Genomic DNA, 18410 nt, shown 5'->3' with positions numbered 1-18410 from the left:
TTTAACGTGTCACTACTCACAATCCGCCTGCGTCAACTGCTGTTATCGTTAGGCCTGTTGTTACTCTCAACACTCAGCACAGCAACAACGATTGAACAGATGCGCTTTGAGCAGGTCGTTGACACCGCAGCGCTGATCTTCCAGGGTGAGGTTCTTGCAGTGGAATCCCGTCAAACAGGGCCACGCAGCATAAGTACCTACGTTCAGTTCCGCGTTGATGAAGTCATCAAGGGCAGCTATGCAGGTGATGCCATTGAACTGAGCTTCCTGGGCGGCCGGGTTGGCAACCTGCAGATGACAGTGTCAGAAATGCAGGTTCCCGAGGTCGGTGAAACTGGTATCTATTTTGTTCACTCCCTGAATGACTCACAGGTTCATCCGCTGGTTGGCTGGACGCAGGGACACTATCTTATCAAGGGCGAAAGTTCCGCTGCGCAGGTCACAACGGCAGATGGGCAGTCAGTCACCGCTTTGGAGGCAGGCAATCAGTCCCCTCTTATCATTCTTCCGCATGAGGGAACTGCGCGAGGTGTGCAGGTGCAGGGTCTAAACGGCAATGCGCTGCCCATGACACCAGGGGCGTTCAAGGCACGCATTCGTGATATTGCCAGAGACAGCAGCGGAGGGACTCCCTGATGCGCAAGATACAACAAGCGCTGGCGGCCCTGGTGCTGCTGTCTGCCAGCGGACTGCTGATCATGTCTGCCACCGCCTATGAGTTTGATCCTCTGGGGAATAAATGGCCTGGCGCCAGGACGACAATCTATACCGGTATCCCGGGCGTGTCTGCCAGCGGCGTGCCATGGGCACAGGCTTATCGGGAGGCAGCTGAATCGTGGACCAATCAGACTGCCTTTACCTTCAATATTGTTCCTGACTTTCTGGATCCGTGCGTTGGGCAGACTGGGTCCGGGCAGCCACCTGACTTCAGAAATGGAGCTGCGTTTGGCAGTACCATTTGTGGTCGCCAGTTTAATAGTCAGACAATAGCTGTGACGGTGTTCTTTACCGAGTTCAATACGCTGGGCTCAGCCGATCTTGTCGAAGCTGATATTGTGTTTAACTCGAATGTGCCATTTGACACCTATGATGGCAATCAACGCGTTGACCGAGTCGTTGACTTCCGCCGTGTGGCACTGCATGAGCTGGGTCACGTGATGGGGCTGGCGCACGAGAATACCGCCCTGGCCATCATGAATCCCTCAATCGGCAATACCTTTACTTTGCAACAGGATGACATCGAAGGAGTCAATGTTCTTTACAGTGGCATAAGCAACTGTGAGAACCGCCCTGTAACATTCGGCTGGGTCTACGGAGATCTCAACGCAGGTGACTGCCTGATACAGGATCTGCAACAGGGTGGATCCGACGACAGTTATGTCGATGTCTACACATTGCAGGTCGATCAGCCAATGAGGGTGACACTTGACACTGTTACGAGTGGTGGACTCGACAGTGTCTTGCTGCTTGCCGATATGAAACTGGATGTGTTGGAGATAGACGAAAACAGTGCAGGCGCCTGTCGACCGCGTGTCACTGCCAATCTTCCGGCCGGCGAGTACGCAATCCTGGTCAACACCTACAGTAATAATACGCGCCCGCCCTGTGGTGAAACCAATACTGGCAACTACCGCATGTCGGTCACCTATGAAAGCCCATCCATGCTGACCCTGAATGGCAGGCAGAGTTTTCAGGGGGGGCAGGTTAACGCTTTGTTTCGCGGTGGTGTCACGCGCAACAATGGGCAGACGTATATCAATAGAGTGAGCTCAACGGAGCGATTCGATGTTAAAGGCGAAATCACTGTGGATCCGAACCACCGGGGTCAGCCCGGATTTGTGGTGGTGGCAGGTATCACACCTGAGGGTGAGATTCTGGTCAAACACCCGAATGGTGATTTTGTCGGATATCGACCAGACCTGGAGCTGGTGCCAGTCTTTGAACGCAGGACACTGCAGGCTGTGGAATCCATCGACATTCTCAAGCAGTTTGTGGCAAGAGATATTGGAGTCAGCACCATCGACATCGACTTCCTGATTGGTTACGGCGTCGACAGCAACCCGAATGAACTATACTTCCACCAGCAGCCAATCAATCTGCTGGTGGAGTGATTATTGTCTCGGGAAAAACTGTTATTCGCTGGGCTGCAGGCGTGAACTGATATCAATCAGGTCGTCCGGGCTCAGTGTGCCGGCGTCACGCTGCAGGTTCAATAAGAGGCGGATGTAATCATAACGAATCTGCTGGAGATCACGCTCCGCAACAAACTGATCGCGGACGGATTCAAGCACATCCACCGTTGTTACGGTGCCAAGTTCAAAACCTCTGCGCCGGGCACGTGCCGACAGTTCGCGCGATTCCAGCAATGCCTCTGCTGCACGAATCTGGCGCTCTGCTGCCTGCAGCCGCAGGAATGCAAAACGAGTCTGCTCACTGACATCCAGATGCACCTGGCGAAGCTCGTTGCGTGCGATATTCTGCTGGCTTATCGCTTCTCGGACCGCAGCGCGATTGCTGCCGCCTGCGAACAGCGGGATAGACACATCCAGACCAACATAGCCGGTGTCCGTGCGAGCCATTGGCGTGTTATCAAAGCCCAGGTCTGAACGCTGCTGTTGCAGGACCAGACTTACCTGTGGCATGTAGTTGCCACGTCGCTCTGAAACGCGCTCATCAGCCGCCTCTACGGCATACTGGCGAGCCTGAATCTGGTGGCTGTTGGCGCGGGCGCGGCTGACCCACTCTTCCAGACTACCGTCTATCTGCGGCAATTCGGTGGTGTCCTGCAGCGTATAAAGCTCACCTACAGCCAGGCCGGTTGCAGATCGGAGAGCTTCTTTTGCCAGTTCAAGTTCACTGCTCAAATACACCTGTTCGGCTGCCACCGCGGAGGCCTGTGCCTGTGCCTGATAAAGATCAGTAACCTGAACCATCTGCAGGTCATGCATGCGTTCAATCTGAGCGAGCTGGTTATTAACCGCTTCCAGCTCGGCCCTGCTGGACTCCAGTGCATCCTGGGCCTGCAGCACATCAAAATATCTTTCTGCCACATCAGACAGATGCGCCGCCAGTTCTGCGTAGTACAGGGCTTCGTACTGGTTTTCTACCGCATAGGCCTGCCCGCGTCGTGCAAAGACTCGCCAGTCAAACAGTACCTGGCGAAGCTGAACGGCATAGCGCTCGCCTCTATAGTCAACGGGAGCGCCGCCGGTGCGCTCCTGGCGGTTGTCTGAAATGCTGGCAGAGGCCGATACCTGCGGGAATAGCTGACCATTGGCCGCTTCGCGACGCGCCGTGCCTATGTTCATCTGCTCTTCAGCAATTTCCAGGCGCGGGCTGAACTCCATTGATGCAACAAAAAAGTCTTCCAGGGTTCGCCCCACGCCGTCATGGCGCTGCATCAGCGATGCCAGCTCCTCGGTCTCCTGCTGGTTGTCACTCTGGGCCAGTGAGCCCATCGAACCTGCCAGAGCCAAAACACCACAGATGGCATGCACCAACAGTGGGCTCGAGCGTCGAGGAGTGTGCTGGATTTCAGACATCTGGTCGTTGCTGCTCATATGCCAATCAATCTTCTATGAAGCTGCGCGCCAGCGCATTGGTGATGGGTTTGGTCAGATACTGCAGGAAGGTTCTGGAGCCGGTGGCAATAAACACTTCTGCAGGCATGCCGGGGATTAGCGTCAGGTCGCCCAGGTCTTGCAAGCCTTCTGGTGTGACCTCGATACGAGCAGTGTAATACGTCATCCCAGTGCGCTGGTCAGTAAAGCTGTCAGCGGAAATATGGATCACCCGGCCAAAAATATTGGGTACCGAACTGCTGAAGCTGGAGAATCGAATGGTAGCTTCCTGGCCTATGTCGACACGATCAATGTCAATCGGTGAGACCTGTGCCTCAACGATCAGCTCATCGGACTGCGGAACAATATCAGCAATTTCGGTACGCGGTGGGATGACCCCACCAATAGTATGAACCTGCAGGCCATTGACGATTCCGGTTACAGGCGCCTTTATAACGGTACGGTTGACGACATCGCGCAATGCTCCGATGCGTTCGGTTACGTCTTTTAGATTCGTCTGAGTCTCCGCCAGCTGATTGGCTACTTCATTCTGGAATTGACGACGTTGCTGCAGGATTTCCAGACGTGTCTCACCTATCTGAATTTCTGCTGACGAAATGTTTGCCGTCAGCTCGGCAGCCTCTCCGCGCAACTGCGCCGCGTTGCGTTCCAGTTCGCGAAGGCGATTCTTGTCGGCAAAACCTTCTTCAAGCAGAGCCCGTACATCGTTCAGTTCTTCATCGAAAGAATCAGCCAGGTCCTGTTTGCTTTCCTGCAAAGCGCGCAGTCCACGCAATTGCGACTGCAATTGCTCAATACGTTGCTCCAGAACCTCAATGCTTCCTTCCAGAGAGGCTTTACGCGTCCGAAAAATCTGGGTCTGGGACAGCATCTCTGCTTGTGCATTGGCATCAAGAGATGAGAGTTCCGCAGGGAACTGAATGGCATCAAGTTCGTCGCGCTCAGCGATCAGGCGAGCCTCAAGTGCCTTGAGGGCCACATACTGGGAGTTGGCAATCTGCAGCTGTGCACGGGATTGTGTGTCATCCAGAACCAGCAGGGGTTCGCCGGCCTCGACAACATCACCGTTGCGCGCCAGGATGTCTGCGACGATGCCGCCTTCAAGATGTTGCACCAGCTGCTTGTTGGAGCGCACCGTTACATGACCGGTAGCATGGGCGGCGCCGTCCAGTGGTGCAAAGGCAGCCCACAGGCCAAATACTCCGAACACCAAAAAGAATATCAGTAAGCCAATACGCCGTGGCGTGTCCATGCTGGTGTCAATCTGAAAATCGTTATCAGTAGTCTGCTTTTCCACGTTCACTCTCTGCTGGGCGGTGCCCAGACAAATCTCCTGGATGATATTTCGTTCGACGGTTGCTGCTGTCGTATTTGTTGCCTGTTATCGCCTGGGCGTCAGGTTTTCTAACGTGAACTACCGATCAGGCATTACCGGCCCGGCGCTGTTCCGATTGTCCCATCAGGCTGGCAAGCACCTCGTCTTTGGGACCGAAGCTCAGAGCAGCCCCCTCTTTCATCACCAGCAGCTTGTCCATGCTATGCAGGACCATGGTGCGGTGCGATATGACAATAATTGTGCAACCGCCAGCCTTGATGCGCTGAATGGCAGAAACCAGCTCTTTCTCGCCCTGGTCGTCCAGATTGGAGTTGGGCTCGTCAAGCACCAGTAATCGGGGATTGCCATAAACTGCGCGTGCCAGACCTATTCGCTGTCGCTGTCCGCCCGACAGGCCGCCGCTGGATCCGCCAATAACTGTGTCGTAACCATCCGGTAGGCGCAGAATCAGCTCATGAACGCCGGCCAGTCTGGCAGCCTCCACGATGCGCTCGGCATCGGCTTCACCGAATCGACAGATATTGTCGGATATGCTGCCATCAAACAGCTCGATATCCTGTGGCAGATAACCTATATGAGGACCAAGCAGGCCGCGATCCCAGCCAGCGATGTCAGCGCCGTCCAGCCTTACCTTGCCCGCCATGACCGGCCAGATACCCAGAACCGCTCGTGCCAGCGTTGATTTGCCAGACGCGCTGGGACCTACAATGCCCAGAGCCTCACCAGCCGCCAACTGCAGCGTAACGCCGCGGACAACAGGGACTCGTGTGCCCGGCGGCGCAACAGTGACCTGCTCAAGAGACAGGTCGCCCTGCGGTGGCGGCAACGGCATGTGCTCTGCCTCGGGAGGAATCCTCTCCAGCAGCTGCCCAAGACGTTCGTACTGGGCGCGAGCCACTGAAAATCCCTTCCATGTGGAAACCAGCATGTCGATGGGAGCCAGTGCGCGACCGAGCAACAGCGAACCGGCAATCATCATACCGGGCGAGATTTCCTGGCGCAGCGCCAGCCAGGCACCAAGGCCCAGAATCAGGGACTGCACAATCAGCCGGAAAGACTTGGAGATACTGGTCAGCGCGCCCGCAGAACGACTGGCGTCGGTTTGCAATACCAGAACTTCGTTTGACTGCTTTTCCTGCTGACGTCTGATGTCATCTGTCATACCCATGGCGGCGATGACTTCGGCATTGCGCAGGCTGCCATTGACCTGATTGTTCACCCGGTTAGCTTTGGTATTGGCATCCTTCAGCTTGCGTGTTGTTACAGCTTCGTTGATCCAGGCAAGCAGCACCATGACGATACCGGCCAGGATGGCCACCACTCCAAAGAGCGGATGGAAGACGAACATCAGAGCGACATAGATTGGGAACCACGGTGCATCAAAAAACGCGAACAGGCCGTTACCAGTCAAAAACTGCCGTAAACTGGACAGGTCGTTCAGGGGTTGGCCGCCGCTGGCGCCTGAGCCGCTAAGCAGCGCGTGAGTAAAAGACGCGTTGAATACGCGTCGTCTCAGCTGCTGTTCGATCCGGTTGCTGGCGGCGATCAGAATCATGGATCGTACCCACTCGAAACCGCCCATAGCCAGCATCAGACCCACCATGAGCAAAGTGAGCATGGTCAGCGTCGATACGCTGCCACTGGAAATCACCCGATCGTACACCTGCAACATGTAGATGATGGGTGTCAGCATCAGTATGTTGACGGCGGCGCTGAATAAGCCGGCATAAATGAAGTAGTGACGAATGCTCTTCAGCGATTCGTTTAATTCTTTGTAAGTGCTTGTTTTTTTCGATGTGTCCATTAAGAGATGCTTGCCGTCAGTGCATGGTGTCCGTTGGGTGCGAATAGACTAGGTGGGGTGAAACATTGCTTGTTTCAACCCCCGCAGCGTATTCGCGACGATTATATCATGGCCGCCTCAGCGACTATTTTCACGAGAGCCAGCGCCTTACAGCTCTTCTGCGCCTTCTGCAAGTCTTTGCAGAGTCACCAGATCGTGCACAATCAGAGCGCCTGGTCCGTCGCGTTTGACAATTTCACGTGCCTGCAGCAACTGAAACACGCGGCTGACACTTTCCCGGCTCAGGCTCAACATGATGGCTATCTCCATGTGAGTCGGCGGGTTTCTGATAATCGTCTGATTGCCTTCGCTGCGACCGGATTCAGGAATCAGCATCCACAATTGGCAGCAAACGCGCTGGCCGACGTTAGGCAGACCCAGCAATGATCGCTGTCTGGTCATCTGACGAACCCGCGCTGCCAGACGCTCCCCCATGCGCTGCAACAGCACAGCGTGCTCACGGGTTACCTGTCGCAGGCTGGCCAGAGGCACAAACACAACCATCGCTGATGTCAGTGCAATGACGTGTTCAGGCTGCGGGCCATCGTCAAACATGCCCAGCTCACCGCAAAAGTCACCGGGTTCCACGAAGTACAGACCCACTTCGCGCCCATCAATGGTAAAATCTACGCCCTGTAAGCGACCTTCAAACAAAAAGCACACCGACTCCTCGCGTACACCAGCTTTGAGCACCACGCCGCGACGGGCAAAACGCTGAACCGTTGACTGCTGCGCAAGCTGCTGCAACAGCGGCAAAGGTAACGGCTTTAAGCTGGGAAATGTGCCGAGAAGCTCAGGTGTAACCAGCATGCGAAAAATTCCGGTATGGTGCGCTGGTTGTTGACATTCCTTTGGACAGCGCTGCCGGGCCATTATAGTAAGGCATGTTGGAATAGCAAACGTGTGACTGCGGTCACTTACCGGGGCGGCCGCTTGAGATAAGCTTTGTGCTAATAATGGACCAGACTCTGGATCCAGGAGTTCAAAATTGAGCACTATGACACCACAGCCAGTTTACAGAATGATGACATCTCTGACATTGCGAGCCAGAACGCTCGCAGTGGCGGTCACGATGGCCACTGCATTGGCTGCCGGATCGACACTTGCCCATGCCCAGCTGGAGACAGTCGAGCCGGTGGGTGAAGTCAGCCTGGTGCTGGGAAACGCCTATATTGAGCACGCCGACGGCCGTCGCTCAGCTGCTGTGCCAGGGTCAATTATCGTGGCAAGTGACCGTATCCATACGGCTGCCAGTGGGCATGTGCACATCCGCTTTGTCGATCAGGCACTGGTGAGCGTAAGGCCTGACAGCCGCCTGGAAATTGTGCGTTACGATTACAACCCTGATCAGCCGGCCAGCTCCAGTATCAAACTGAATCTGGAGGAAGGTGTCACCCGATCCATATCCGGTCATGGGGCCACAGCTGCCCGAGAGCGTTTCCGCCTGAATACGCCCATCGCTGCCATTGGTGTGCGCGGCACAGACTTTGTTGTGAACGCGTCCAGTGTTGCGGTTCGGGCGCAGGTGAACGAAGGTACCATTGTGATGGCGCCATTTTCCGCGGATTGCACCGCGGATGCTTTTGGACCCTGTCTGGCGAATGCTGTCGAGCTGACTGGCACTTCAATGCAGATGCTGGAGCTGGATGGCAGTACGACCGCCCCGCAAATCATGCCAGCAACTGTCGAGCGAGAGCCCGGCATGATGCGGGAAGAAGTGAGTCAGGCCATTGCGGCGTCCGAAGCCAATGCCGATGACAAGACCGCCGGCACCGAAGTTTACCTGGAAAACGTGACCTCACAGCGAGTCAAGCAGGAAGTTGCCAATGTGGCAAAGCCGACAACGCCGACAACGCCACCAGTTACTCCTCCGGTGACGCCACCCACAGTTGCCGATACCAATTTCACGCCTGCTGTCGCGATTGCCACCGAGCAACTGAAACAGAACAACCTGATCTGGGGGCGCTACGGAAGTGGCAAGGGCGACCTTGAGCGCATTACTGCCCCGTTTGAACTTGCCCAGGAAGGTCGTGACTGGATGGTCGGCCTCGGCGAGTATCGACTTTTCCGTGACAGTAACGGGCGCGACCGCGTAGATGCCGGGCTGGGTCCGGTGAGCTTTGAGCTAAGCAGCGCTCAGGCCTATTACAACTCCGGCACTGGAATCGTGGCGATGGCTGTAACGGGTGGCAAGTTCGACATTGACTTCAATACCCGTCAGTTTTCGACTGAGCTGAACATGAAGCACAGCCTCACAGGCAGTGTGGACTTTGTGGCCAATGGCCTCATCAGTGAGACAGGCATCTTCCACAACCGGACAGGCCCGGAGCCCGCTACCATGGCGGGAGCTGTCAGTCTGGATGGCAAAGAGGCCAGTTACTTTTTCGAACAGCAATTGCAAACCGGTGGTATCCACGGGCTGACCTTGTGGAACAAACGCTGATCATGCAAACGCTACGTCATCTGATAACCGTCTATAACCCGCTCAACGTCGCCGCACGGCTGATGCCCATGCGTGGACGTCTGCTGATGCTGGCGCTTGCGGCAGTAATGACATTGTTGCTGATGACACTGTTTTCCGCACCCTTGCAGATTCTCCAGGAAAGGCTCGGTGCTCAGGGCTGGGTACTGTCGGCTGACGACCAGCTCGAAGAACGTATTACGATTGTCGCCATTGATGAGCGAAGTATTGCCGAGATTGGTCCGTGGCCATGGGCCCGAGATGATATGGCGCGGCTGGTCAGTGCGCTGAATGCTGCTGGCGTGCAGCTACAGATACATGATGTGGTTTACCCGGAACCTCGTTCGGGGGATGACATATTGATTGCCGCGCTGCAGGCATCACCGGGCGCTGTATTGGCGCAGGTGCCAGTGCTACCCGGACAGAATCAGCCCGATGTACAGACCGGTCAGATGACTCATCCGATGCAGGGGGTCGCCTGTGATGCTACAGCGACACTAACAGGAAGCTTTGTTGCCAACCACGCTGGCTTCGCCAGTCTTCCAAAGGGCCACATTGCACCTATTGTCGCCAGCGATGGCTCTGTTCGAAATGTTCCTGCCGTTATCTGCGTTGACGGTCAGACTTATCCAGCATTGGCGATTAGCGCACTGTTGCAGGCAACAACGGCTGGAAGCTGGCAGGCGTCTATCACCCAGGGTGACAGCTGGCTGGCGCCCGAACAGATCATGCGACTGAATGCCTATCCTGGATTGGATATTCCTCTGGACCAGGACGGCAATCTGCGAATCTCATACAAAGACCGTCCAGAAAATTTTCAGGCTATTTCAGCGATTGATGTTATTAACGGTAACTACCCTGCCGGGATGCTGCAAAACGCCTGGGTGTTGATTGGCGGTACCGCGTTTGGCATGGGTGATATTGTGCCCACGCCATATAGTGGCGCGACACCCGGTGTAGAACTTCAGGCGCGTCTGATTGGCAGCCTGCTGGATACCACAATGCCTTACACACCTCGCAGCGCCGAAATGCTGCTGGGCCTGATGGCGGTGCTGTTTGCCCTTGCCCTTTATGGCCTGGCCAGTGCCCGCGAGCGTATGGCGGCCTATGGCCTGCCCGCAGCGGCAGTTCTGATGCCGGTGATCGCATTGGCATTGCACTGGCAATTGCTGGCAGCCTATGAAATCTGGTTGGGCTGGGTTGCGCCTGCACTGTTCAGCATACTTGCCGCCAGTGCACTGCTGTTGCTGGAACAGGCACGTGTGCGTGTCGAACGTACCCGCGTATTTGGAAACCTGAACAGCTACCTGCCCAGTGATATCGCTCGCGAAATCGCCTACAGTCTGCCCAGCTCGAGCATCAATGCACGTCGCTGCGACGTAACACTGTTGAGCGCCGATCTTCGCAATTTCTCTGCTTTTGGCGAAGCGCGTCCGCCAGAGGAATCAGCAGCTATTCTGCATTTCTTCTTCAGCAAATCTGCAGAGATTGTTGAGCGCCATGGTGGGCGCATTCAGGAGTTCAAGGGTGATAGCGTCCTGGCGGTCTGGGATGGTCAGAACGAGCGCGCTGCACATGCCGCTCTGGCAGCTGCAAAGCAAATGCAGGAAAGCATCCATAAAGACATGCCACAAACACCACCTGCAGGTCTGGAACCACTGGCGCTGGGCATAGGTATTGAACAGGGCCCCGCTCTGGTAGGTTCCATCGGGCCGGCCCATCGCCGCAGTCATACACTGCTGGGTGACACGGTGACCATCACGCTGCGTATCCAGGAACTGACTGCTGAACTGGCACAACCAATCCTGATGGGCGAGTGCGTTGCCCGTCAGCTGTCCGACCTCAAGCCTGAATCCCAGGGCAGCTACCTGCTGGACGGTCTGCGTATTCCGCACACCCTGTTTGCGCCCGCGAATGATGAGGCTACCCAGCGTCGTGCGCGGCAGGACCAGCTCAACCTCAAAGTGGTTTCGGGCGGCAAACCGTAAACCGTCAGACAGCGCTACCTTTTGCTTATCTCACTTAAAACAATTAACCAGTCTTCTTATTGCCTGCGCGCATGCGATTCACCATAATTGCCCGCATGTCAAAACACCCCTCGAAAATAAAAAGCATTCGCTACAGTCTGGGTCTGGCAGGGGTGTTCCTGGCCTTTTCAGGACTTTCATATGCTCAGACAGATACCGGCTCGCAAACTGCTGGCGCCGGTCAGCTATTGGGCTCGCAAACCTGCCCTGATCTGACGCCCTACTATAATTTGTCTGCCGATCCCGGTTGGTCCGCTCAGGACTGGGATGACCTTCAGGCGCAGCTGTTACCTCTGTTGCCACGTTGTCTTCAGGAGACCTCGTACTTTGCACTGCTGGGAGCCGCACAGCTCAATACCGGCAATTTGAATTCCGCGTTGGAATCGCTCGAGCGGGCATTACTGCTGGACCCCAACAATGGTGGTGCGCAGATTGACTATGCGCAGGCGCTGTATTTGCGCGGCGATCTGTTCTCAGCTCTGGCCATGAATCGCCAGATTCTTGGGCGGGAAGATTTGCCAGAGGACCTGGCGCCATCTTTGCAGCAACGCCAGCAGCAGTGGCAGGGTCTGACCCGACAGACACAATGGCATGGTGATCTGCTGCTGGGTTATGACAACAACCTGAATGGCGCGCCCTCGCCAAGTGACATCACGCTGACCCTGTCGGGCGAAGACGTCACACTGCCACTGAACCCGGAATTTCAGCCGAAAGAAGGACCTTATCTAAACGGGCGTCTGGGTATGCGATACCGGCAGCTGGCCCCTGAACACCAACACAATGTGGTTGCGGAGTTGCGGGGCCGGGTCAGCGACGATGCAGCCTCTGACATGCTGCAGTTCGACGCGCGATATGCCTTCATCAAGCCCAATGCCGTTCACAGCTGGCAGGCTGTGGCAGGTATCAGCCATCTGATGTTTGGTGGCACACCTCTTTATACAGCAGCAGAAGTTGGTGGCCGCTACATGCCGTCTTTCCAGTTCGCGAGATGTCGCCCCTACTCGGCCGCTGCTGCCCAGCACCAGCTGTTTCACAACCAAAGCTCGCTGAACGCAATTGAAAGCAAGGCATCATTGGGCCTTAACTGTATTCGCGACACAAATATTGGCCAGCAACAATGGACCCCGGAATTCAGTGCGCTGTACAACGATCCTATTCGTAACCGGCGCTCTGGCGGTAGCCGACTTGGCTGGCAGTTCAATCTGGACTGGCGTCTTCAGCTCCCTGACGGAAGCCCCTTGAAGGGCTCGCTGATGAGTCAGATCAACCACACCGAAATGATGGACCAGACTGGCTATAGCCCGCTGCTTGAAGACAATGCACGAAGGAAAGTACGCCGCAGCTATTTGCTGATTCAGTACAATCACCCGCTGTCGGCTGACACGCAGTTACTGATGAACTTCTACCATCAGAAACAGCGCAGCAATCTCGAACTGTTCCGCAGCGTCGATACCACGCTTGAATTCGGCTTCACGCACACCTTCTAAGGCTTGCCAACTAGCCATATAGCTAACAAAAATAGCCGCTTACAGCACAAACTTAAGAAAAATCCTTTTCAGGGCGTTGCCAAGCCGGCGGTCATCAGGTTAATATCCCTGCGCACGTCCGCTTGTGACTCATATTCATGTGGCTCAAGTGTGATTGGTCAGGATGCAAAAGCTTGGTTGGGCTTATTTTCTGTTGTGTGACTCCGGTCACAGGCAAATTTGCTTTACTTGAGTATTCTTGGCACAGCCGATATGCGGTCATTTGCTTTTTAGGCATGTCACAATCGGATAAAACAATTTGGAATAAACTTTAAGGAGTTACAAATGGCGATTAGCACTGAAGCTCGTACCGAACTGCTTACCGTAGTGGTAGCCATGTTCGACGCCGCACCTGGTGTAGGCGTACTGTCTGATCTGTCGGCCGCATATGAATCTGGTGCCACCGTTGCACAGATCGCAGCTAGCCTCGCAGCATCTGCAGAATTCAAGAGCATTTACCCAACGTTCCTGTCCAACACAGAATTTGCTACTCAGTTCGTAGACAATCTGCTTGGCAGCACAGTTTCAGCCACTACTCGCACTTTCGCGATTGGCGAGCTGACCACCATGCTGAACAACGGCATGACACGTTCTGAAACAGTTCTGGCTGCAGTAGCAGCACTGAACGGCGTTCCTTCTACCGACACCAACTGGGCGAACGCTAAAGCTCAGCTGGCCAACAAAGTTGAAGTGGCCAACCACCACACAGTTGTTCAGAAGAAAGCAACAACCAACCTGAACGACCTGCAGGAAGTTGTTGCTGAAGTTGACGCAACAGCTGCCAGTGTTACTGCTGCCAAAGCTGAAATCGACGGCGAAGTTGCTGCTGGTCAGACTTACAACTTCACCACTGGTATCGATAACCTGACTGGTACTTCCGGCAATGACACCTTTGGTGCCACTGTAACTGCAACCAGCGCTGTGCTGGGTGGTCTGGATAAAGTGGACGGCGGCGCCGGTACTGACACCGTTGCCATTACAGACACTGCAACAGGTGCTGCTGCTCAGTTCAGCCTGCCTGGCGTGACTTTCACCAACATCGAAGCGATGGAACTTCAGACCAACGGTGGCGTGAACGTAGACGTTTCTGCCGTAACTGGCCTGACTTCCTTCACGTCAGCTGCTGCTGGTACAGCAAACACTGCTGTGACTGCAGCCACTACAACTGACGTGAAAACTACTGTTACTGGCGCGGCTACTACTACCATCACTGGCGGTAAAGCAATCAACGTAACTGCTGGCACTGGTGCAACCACTGTCAACAGCAACGGCGCAACAACTGTTAGTGTTAAAGGCGGCGGCGCAGTTGACATCAACAACAACTCAGCGACGTTGGGTAACAACAACGGCTCCACAATGACAGAAGTGACTTTGGACTCTGTGAATGCTGCTGCTGCAGCTGACGGTCGTGCACTGGCTACTCTGAACCTGACTGGTGCAACCAACGCTACCTACACAACCACCATCAGCAACTCAACTACTGGTGGTCACGCGTTCACCATCAATGCTAACAATGCTGGTATCAACAGCGGCAGCGCCACTAACGCCTTCCTGGCTGGCGGTGCAGACGTTGACAGCACCACGGCAACCTCGCTGACCATCAACTCTGGCGGTTCCAAGAACTCACTGGACATCGCTGGCTTCACTGCAGCCAAGTCAATCACCATCACTGGTGGTTCTGCTCTGACTCTGAACAACGGCGTTGCTGCCACAGTAACTTCAGTTGACGGTTCAGCTGCAACTGCTGCTCTGACTCTGGGTACTCTGGCTGCTACAGTAACAACTGTTAAAACCGGCACTGGCAATGACAGTTTCACACTGGGCGCTGCCAAGCTGACTGTTGAGTCAGGTGCAGGTGATGACTCAGTAACCCTGGGCGGCGCTGTAGCTGCTGGTTCTACGATCAATCTGGGCGCTGGTAACGACAAGCTGCTGGTTAACGGCGGTTCAGTTGCCGCAAGCACCTCTACCACTATCGACGGTGGTGAAGGCAATGACACGGTAGCTGCTGGCCTGATCAACGCTGCTAACGCAGCTCGTTTCGTTAACTTCGAAGCGCTGGATCTGTCTACTACAGCGACTCTGGACGTTGAACTGATGACTGGTTCTACCATCAGCTCTCTGACTCTGTCAGGCGGCACAGGTGGTGCTACTGTTTCTAACGTTTCAGCTTCTACAGGTCTGTCAGTTACTGGCAACAACACTGGTACCACCACTATCGGCCTGAAGAGCACTTCTGGCACTAGCGATGCATACACAGTGACTTTTGCTGGTACAACTGGCACCGTTGCAGCTGGCACCGTCAAGACTGATGGCGTTGAAAACGTAACTGTTGTTTCTAACGGCAGCAGCGGCACTAACACCATCACTATCGATGGCAGCACACTGAAGACAGTTACAGCCAGCGGCAGCAAGGCGCTGACTCTGTCCTTCGCTGCAACAGCTGGTGACACTGCTCCTGGTACAGGCGTAGCTGCTGGTGTAACAGCAATCGACGGTTCAGCCGCTACTGGCGTACTGACCATCAACACCACCAACGTTCAGGCTGCTACAGCTGGTCTGACCGTAACTGGCGGTTCAGCGAACGACGTGATCACTCTGGCTGGCAAAGCCACAGTAGTGGGCGGTGCCGGTAACGACACCATTACTACATCTGCTGCAGGTGGCACACTGACTGGTGGCGCTGGTAACGACAAGTTTGACGTTGCTGCCTCAGTAGCTACTGGTGCTACTGCTGCAACAGCTACCAACGTTACTATCACTGACTTCGCAGTAGGCGACAGCATCAAGCTGCTGGCTGGCAACGTTCTGGCAGGTGCAACACTGGGTGCCAAGACTACACTGACAGCTGCTGTTACTACTCTGGACTCAGCACTGACGCTGGCTTCACTGACTGATACAGCTAACGAAGTGTCCTGGTTCACCTACGGTTCAGACACCTATATCGTCGCTAACGACGGTACAGCGGGTCTGGCAGCTGGCGACCTGGTAATCAAGCTGACTGGTACTCTGGATCTGTCCGGTTCTACGCTTGACACAGCTACTGACTACCTGACATTCGCATAATGTAATTGCGAATGCTCGGATAGTTTGAGCAACAAAAACCCCTCGCCGCAAGGCGGGGGGTTTTTTTTATCTTGGAATTTTGCAAACGAAATAAGGTAAGCTTCTTTAGATTCGTCTATTGAATTCGACTGACAGGAGAATGACAGGTGAGCAACTGGAGCGCAGGCTACGTAGCCGATATTGGATATACTTTTGGCTACTACGCCGAGCTGAACCCGTTAAGAGTAAAAATGGCATTTCTTAACAAGGGGCTCGTCTTTCCTGAGGTCGGAACAGCCTGCGAGCTGGGTTTTGGCCAGGGTCTGAGCGCTGCGTTGCATGCATCGGCCTCGGTTACCAGTTGGTACGGTACGGACTTCAACCCGGCACAAGCTGGGTTTGCGCAGGAGCTGGCCTCCATTTCCGGCTCCGATGCACAACTCTACGATGAGTCCTTCGAAGACTTTGCCCATCGTGACGATCTGCCGGAGTTCGACTATATAGGCCTGCACGGTATCTGGAGCTGGATATCGGATGCGAACCGTGCCGTTATCGTCGACTTTGTCAGACGCAAACTCAAAGTAGGTGGCGTTCTATACATCAGCTACAACACTTTACCTGGCTGGGCTACGTTTGCGCCTATGCGGCACTTGATGACCGAACATGCAGAGGTGATCGGGTCTGAAGGTCGAGGAATTGTTTCACGTATCGATGATGCGATTGAATTTGCAGAGAATCTGATAGCGACCAATCCGATGTTTGCGAGGGCAAATCCGACCGTCGGCGAGCGACTGAAGAAGTTGAAAGAACAAAGCAGACATTATCTTGCCCACGAGTATTTCAATCGGGATTGGCATCCCATGCACTTCTCGACGATGGCGGACTGGCTGGAAACCGCCAAGGTAAGTTATGCCTGTTCGGCCAGCTACCTGGAGAACATTGACTCGATAAATCTGAGTGCCGAACAGCAGGCATTCATGAAAGAGATCCCGGACAATATGTTTCGCGAGTCGGTTCGGGACTTCATGGTCAACCAGCAGTTTCGGAAAGACTACTGGGTAAAAGGTGCTCGCAGACTTAATCCGCTGGAACTTGCCGCGACTGTAAGAGCGCAAAAAATTGTACTGGCTGTGTATCGCCCGGAAGTCTCACTGAAAGTAAAAACTGCGCTGGGTGAGGCCAGCATGAATGAAGCGGTTTACGGACCGTTTCTGGACTTCATGGCAGACCATAAAATCCGAACGCTGGGAGAGGTCGAGCAACATCTGGCCGGGCACAATATCAGTCTTGCTCAAATAATTGAGGCCACTATGGTATTGGCGTCTTCAGGCGCCATAGCACCTGCTCAGGATGACGCCGTCATTCAAAAGGCCAGAAAGCACACAGCCAGGATTAACGCCAAGCTTAGATCAAACGCTCATGGCAGTAACGATATTTCGTTCCTTGCCAGTCCGGTAACCGGCGGCGGAATTATGGTGCCCAGATTTAATCAGGTTTTCCTGTCTGCCATCAGTGAGGGGCAAAAACAGCCGGCAGATTGGGCGAAATACGCGTGGCAGGTCCTAAGCAGTCAAAATCAGCGATTGATTAAAGACGGCAAAACTCTGGAAACACCAGAGGACAATCTTGCCGAACTGAGTCGCCAGGCTGACGAGTTTGCCCAGAAACAATTGCCAGCGCTAAAGGCGCTTCAGATTGTTTGACCCTCAGATAATGGATGTTGAAAGCAACACGGCTTTTGAAAAGTCGCTGTATTGCGTCGCTTCTCACTTACAGCAGTAGCAGGATCAATTAGTTATGACTTCGTGGATAGCAATTTCCAGAAAAGACCATCTGCACAAGCGATGGCAACCCAGCAAAGGGTTTGAGTTTGTTGCGGACCAGCAGATTGTTCCAATCCTGTTGGCAGAAATAGCCAGGATCGCGCCACAACATGTCACCGGTTTTGTTCAGGCTGAGGATGGTAGTTATCAATACATAGCGCTGGTTGGTGTCGGTGGCGACCGCAACCTGTATGTAAGCAACGACCATCTGTGGCTTGGTGACTATATTCCAGCCAGCCTCAGAGCATACCCATTCGCGGTGCTTAACGACACGGAAGGGAACAAAGTATTCTGCGTGGATCAAAGCCATCTGACTGACGATGAGTCTTTTCCCCGTCTGTTTCAGGATGACGGGACACTTGAGAAAACACCAGCGGATACCGTCAATTTCATCACCCAGTGTGAAGATAACCGTCAACAAACACTTAAGGCATGTGCCGCCTTAGACGAAGCCGGCCTGATAGAACCCTGGATGATCGAGATACCGAGGGGCGAAGACCAGCCACCGCTGACAATTAATGGTGTTCACCGGGTCAATGAATCCAAATTGAACGAACTCGATGCGCAACAATTGATCGCGTTGCGAAATGTCGGCGCACTGCCACTAGCTTATGCTCAACTGTTCTCCACGGCACAAATGGATCAATTGATAAAGCGAGCCAACTTCCACAGCAACGCCGACCCCAAGAAGGCGCCAGCAGAGCTCGACGGTCTGTTCGGTGAAGGAGATGGCGGCACGCTCAACTTTGATTCACTGTAGGCATCGGT

At 54.5% G+C, this 18410-nt stretch carries 12 protein-coding genes; 8 read left to right on the top strand and 4 right to left on the bottom strand.

Going from position 1 to position 18410, the window contains the following annotated elements; all coding sequences use genetic code 11:
- Window positions 1–6 precede the first annotated feature (6 nt).
- Window positions 7–636 carry a hypothetical protein gene (locus QGM61_RS10275; protein WP_281132885.1) on the top strand — a complete coding sequence of 210 codons (630 nt, stop codon included), beginning with the start codon at window positions 7–9 and terminating at the stop codon, window positions 634–636.
- Window positions 636–2111: a matrixin family metalloprotease gene (locus tag QGM61_RS10270; protein ID WP_281132884.1), complete on the top strand. Its 1476-nt coding sequence runs from the start codon at window positions 636–638 to the stop codon at window positions 2109–2111. The genes QGM61_RS10275 and QGM61_RS10270 overlap by 1 nt, the downstream gene beginning before the upstream one ends.
- Before the next feature lie 21 nt (window positions 2112–2132).
- Here QGM61_RS10270 and QGM61_RS10265 read toward each other — a convergent pair whose 3' ends face one another.
- From QGM61_RS10265 to QGM61_RS10250, 4 genes are all read right to left on the bottom strand, one after another.
- Entirely contained in the window at window positions 2133–3560 is a 1428-nt protein-coding gene (locus QGM61_RS10265; RefSeq protein WP_281132883.1) for a TolC family protein, read from the bottom strand.
- Window positions 3561–3567: 7 nt separating this feature from the next.
- Window positions 3568–4878 (bottom strand): HlyD family type I secretion periplasmic adaptor subunit, encoded by a 1311-nt coding sequence (locus QGM61_RS10260; RefSeq protein ID WP_281132882.1) that lies wholly within the window; start codon window positions 4876–4878, stop codon window positions 3568–3570.
- Between the two features lie 124 nt (window positions 4879–5002).
- Window positions 5003–6721: a type I secretion system permease/ATPase gene (locus QGM61_RS10255; RefSeq protein ID WP_281132881.1), complete on the bottom strand. Its 1719-nt coding sequence runs from the start codon at window positions 6719–6721 to the stop codon at window positions 5003–5005.
- A gap of 147 nt (window positions 6722–6868) precedes the next feature.
- Complete coding sequence (locus QGM61_RS10250) at window positions 6869–7570, bottom strand: Crp/Fnr family transcriptional regulator (protein ID WP_237132493.1); 702 nt, start codon at window positions 7568–7570, stop codon at window positions 6869–6871.
- 187 nt (window positions 7571–7757) lie between these two features.
- On the opposite strand from QGM61_RS10250, the gene QGM61_RS10245 reads away from it, so the two are divergent.
- The 6 genes from QGM61_RS10245 (at window position 7758) to QGM61_RS10220 (ending at window position 18402) form a co-directional block, all read left to right on the top strand.
- Window positions 7758–9203 carry a FecR family protein gene (locus QGM61_RS10245; RefSeq protein WP_281133067.1) on the top strand — a complete coding sequence of 482 codons (1446 nt, stop codon included), beginning with the start codon at window positions 7758–7760 and terminating at the stop codon, window positions 9201–9203.
- A 2-nt stretch (window positions 9204–9205) separates the two neighbouring features.
- Window positions 9206–11209 carry a CHASE2 domain-containing protein gene (locus QGM61_RS10240; protein WP_281132880.1) on the top strand — a complete coding sequence of 668 codons (2004 nt, stop codon included), beginning with the start codon at window positions 9206–9208 and terminating at the stop codon, window positions 11207–11209.
- Between the two features lie 95 nt (window positions 11210–11304).
- On the top strand, window positions 11305–12735 hold the full coding sequence (locus QGM61_RS10235) for a tetratricopeptide repeat protein (protein ID WP_281132879.1): 1431 nt from the start codon (window positions 11305–11307) through the stop codon (window positions 12733–12735).
- A gap of 324 nt (window positions 12736–13059) precedes the next feature.
- Window positions 13060–15840, top strand: a complete 2781-nt coding sequence (locus QGM61_RS10230; RefSeq protein ID WP_281132878.1) for a beta strand repeat-containing protein — start codon at window positions 13060–13062, stop codon at window positions 15838–15840.
- A gap of 146 nt (window positions 15841–15986) precedes the next feature.
- Entirely contained in the window at window positions 15987–17522 is a 1536-nt protein-coding gene (locus tag QGM61_RS10225; protein ID WP_237132489.1) for a class I SAM-dependent methyltransferase, read from the top strand.
- Between the two features lie 94 nt (window positions 17523–17616).
- Window positions 17617–18402 carry a SapC family protein gene (locus tag QGM61_RS10220; protein ID WP_281132877.1) on the top strand — a complete coding sequence of 262 codons (786 nt, stop codon included), beginning with the start codon at window positions 17617–17619 and terminating at the stop codon, window positions 18400–18402.
- Window positions 18403–18410: the final 8 nt, after the last annotated feature.

Origin of the sequence: Pseudohongiella sp. SYSU M77423 (assembly GCF_029911965.1) — a bacterium.
In the GTDB taxonomy this organism is placed as follows: domain Bacteria; phylum Pseudomonadota; class Gammaproteobacteria; order Pseudomonadales; family Pseudohongiellaceae; genus Pseudohongiella.
The sequence above is the reverse complement of the archived record's forward strand: the minus strand, read 5'-3'. Positions and strand labels throughout refer to the sequence as shown.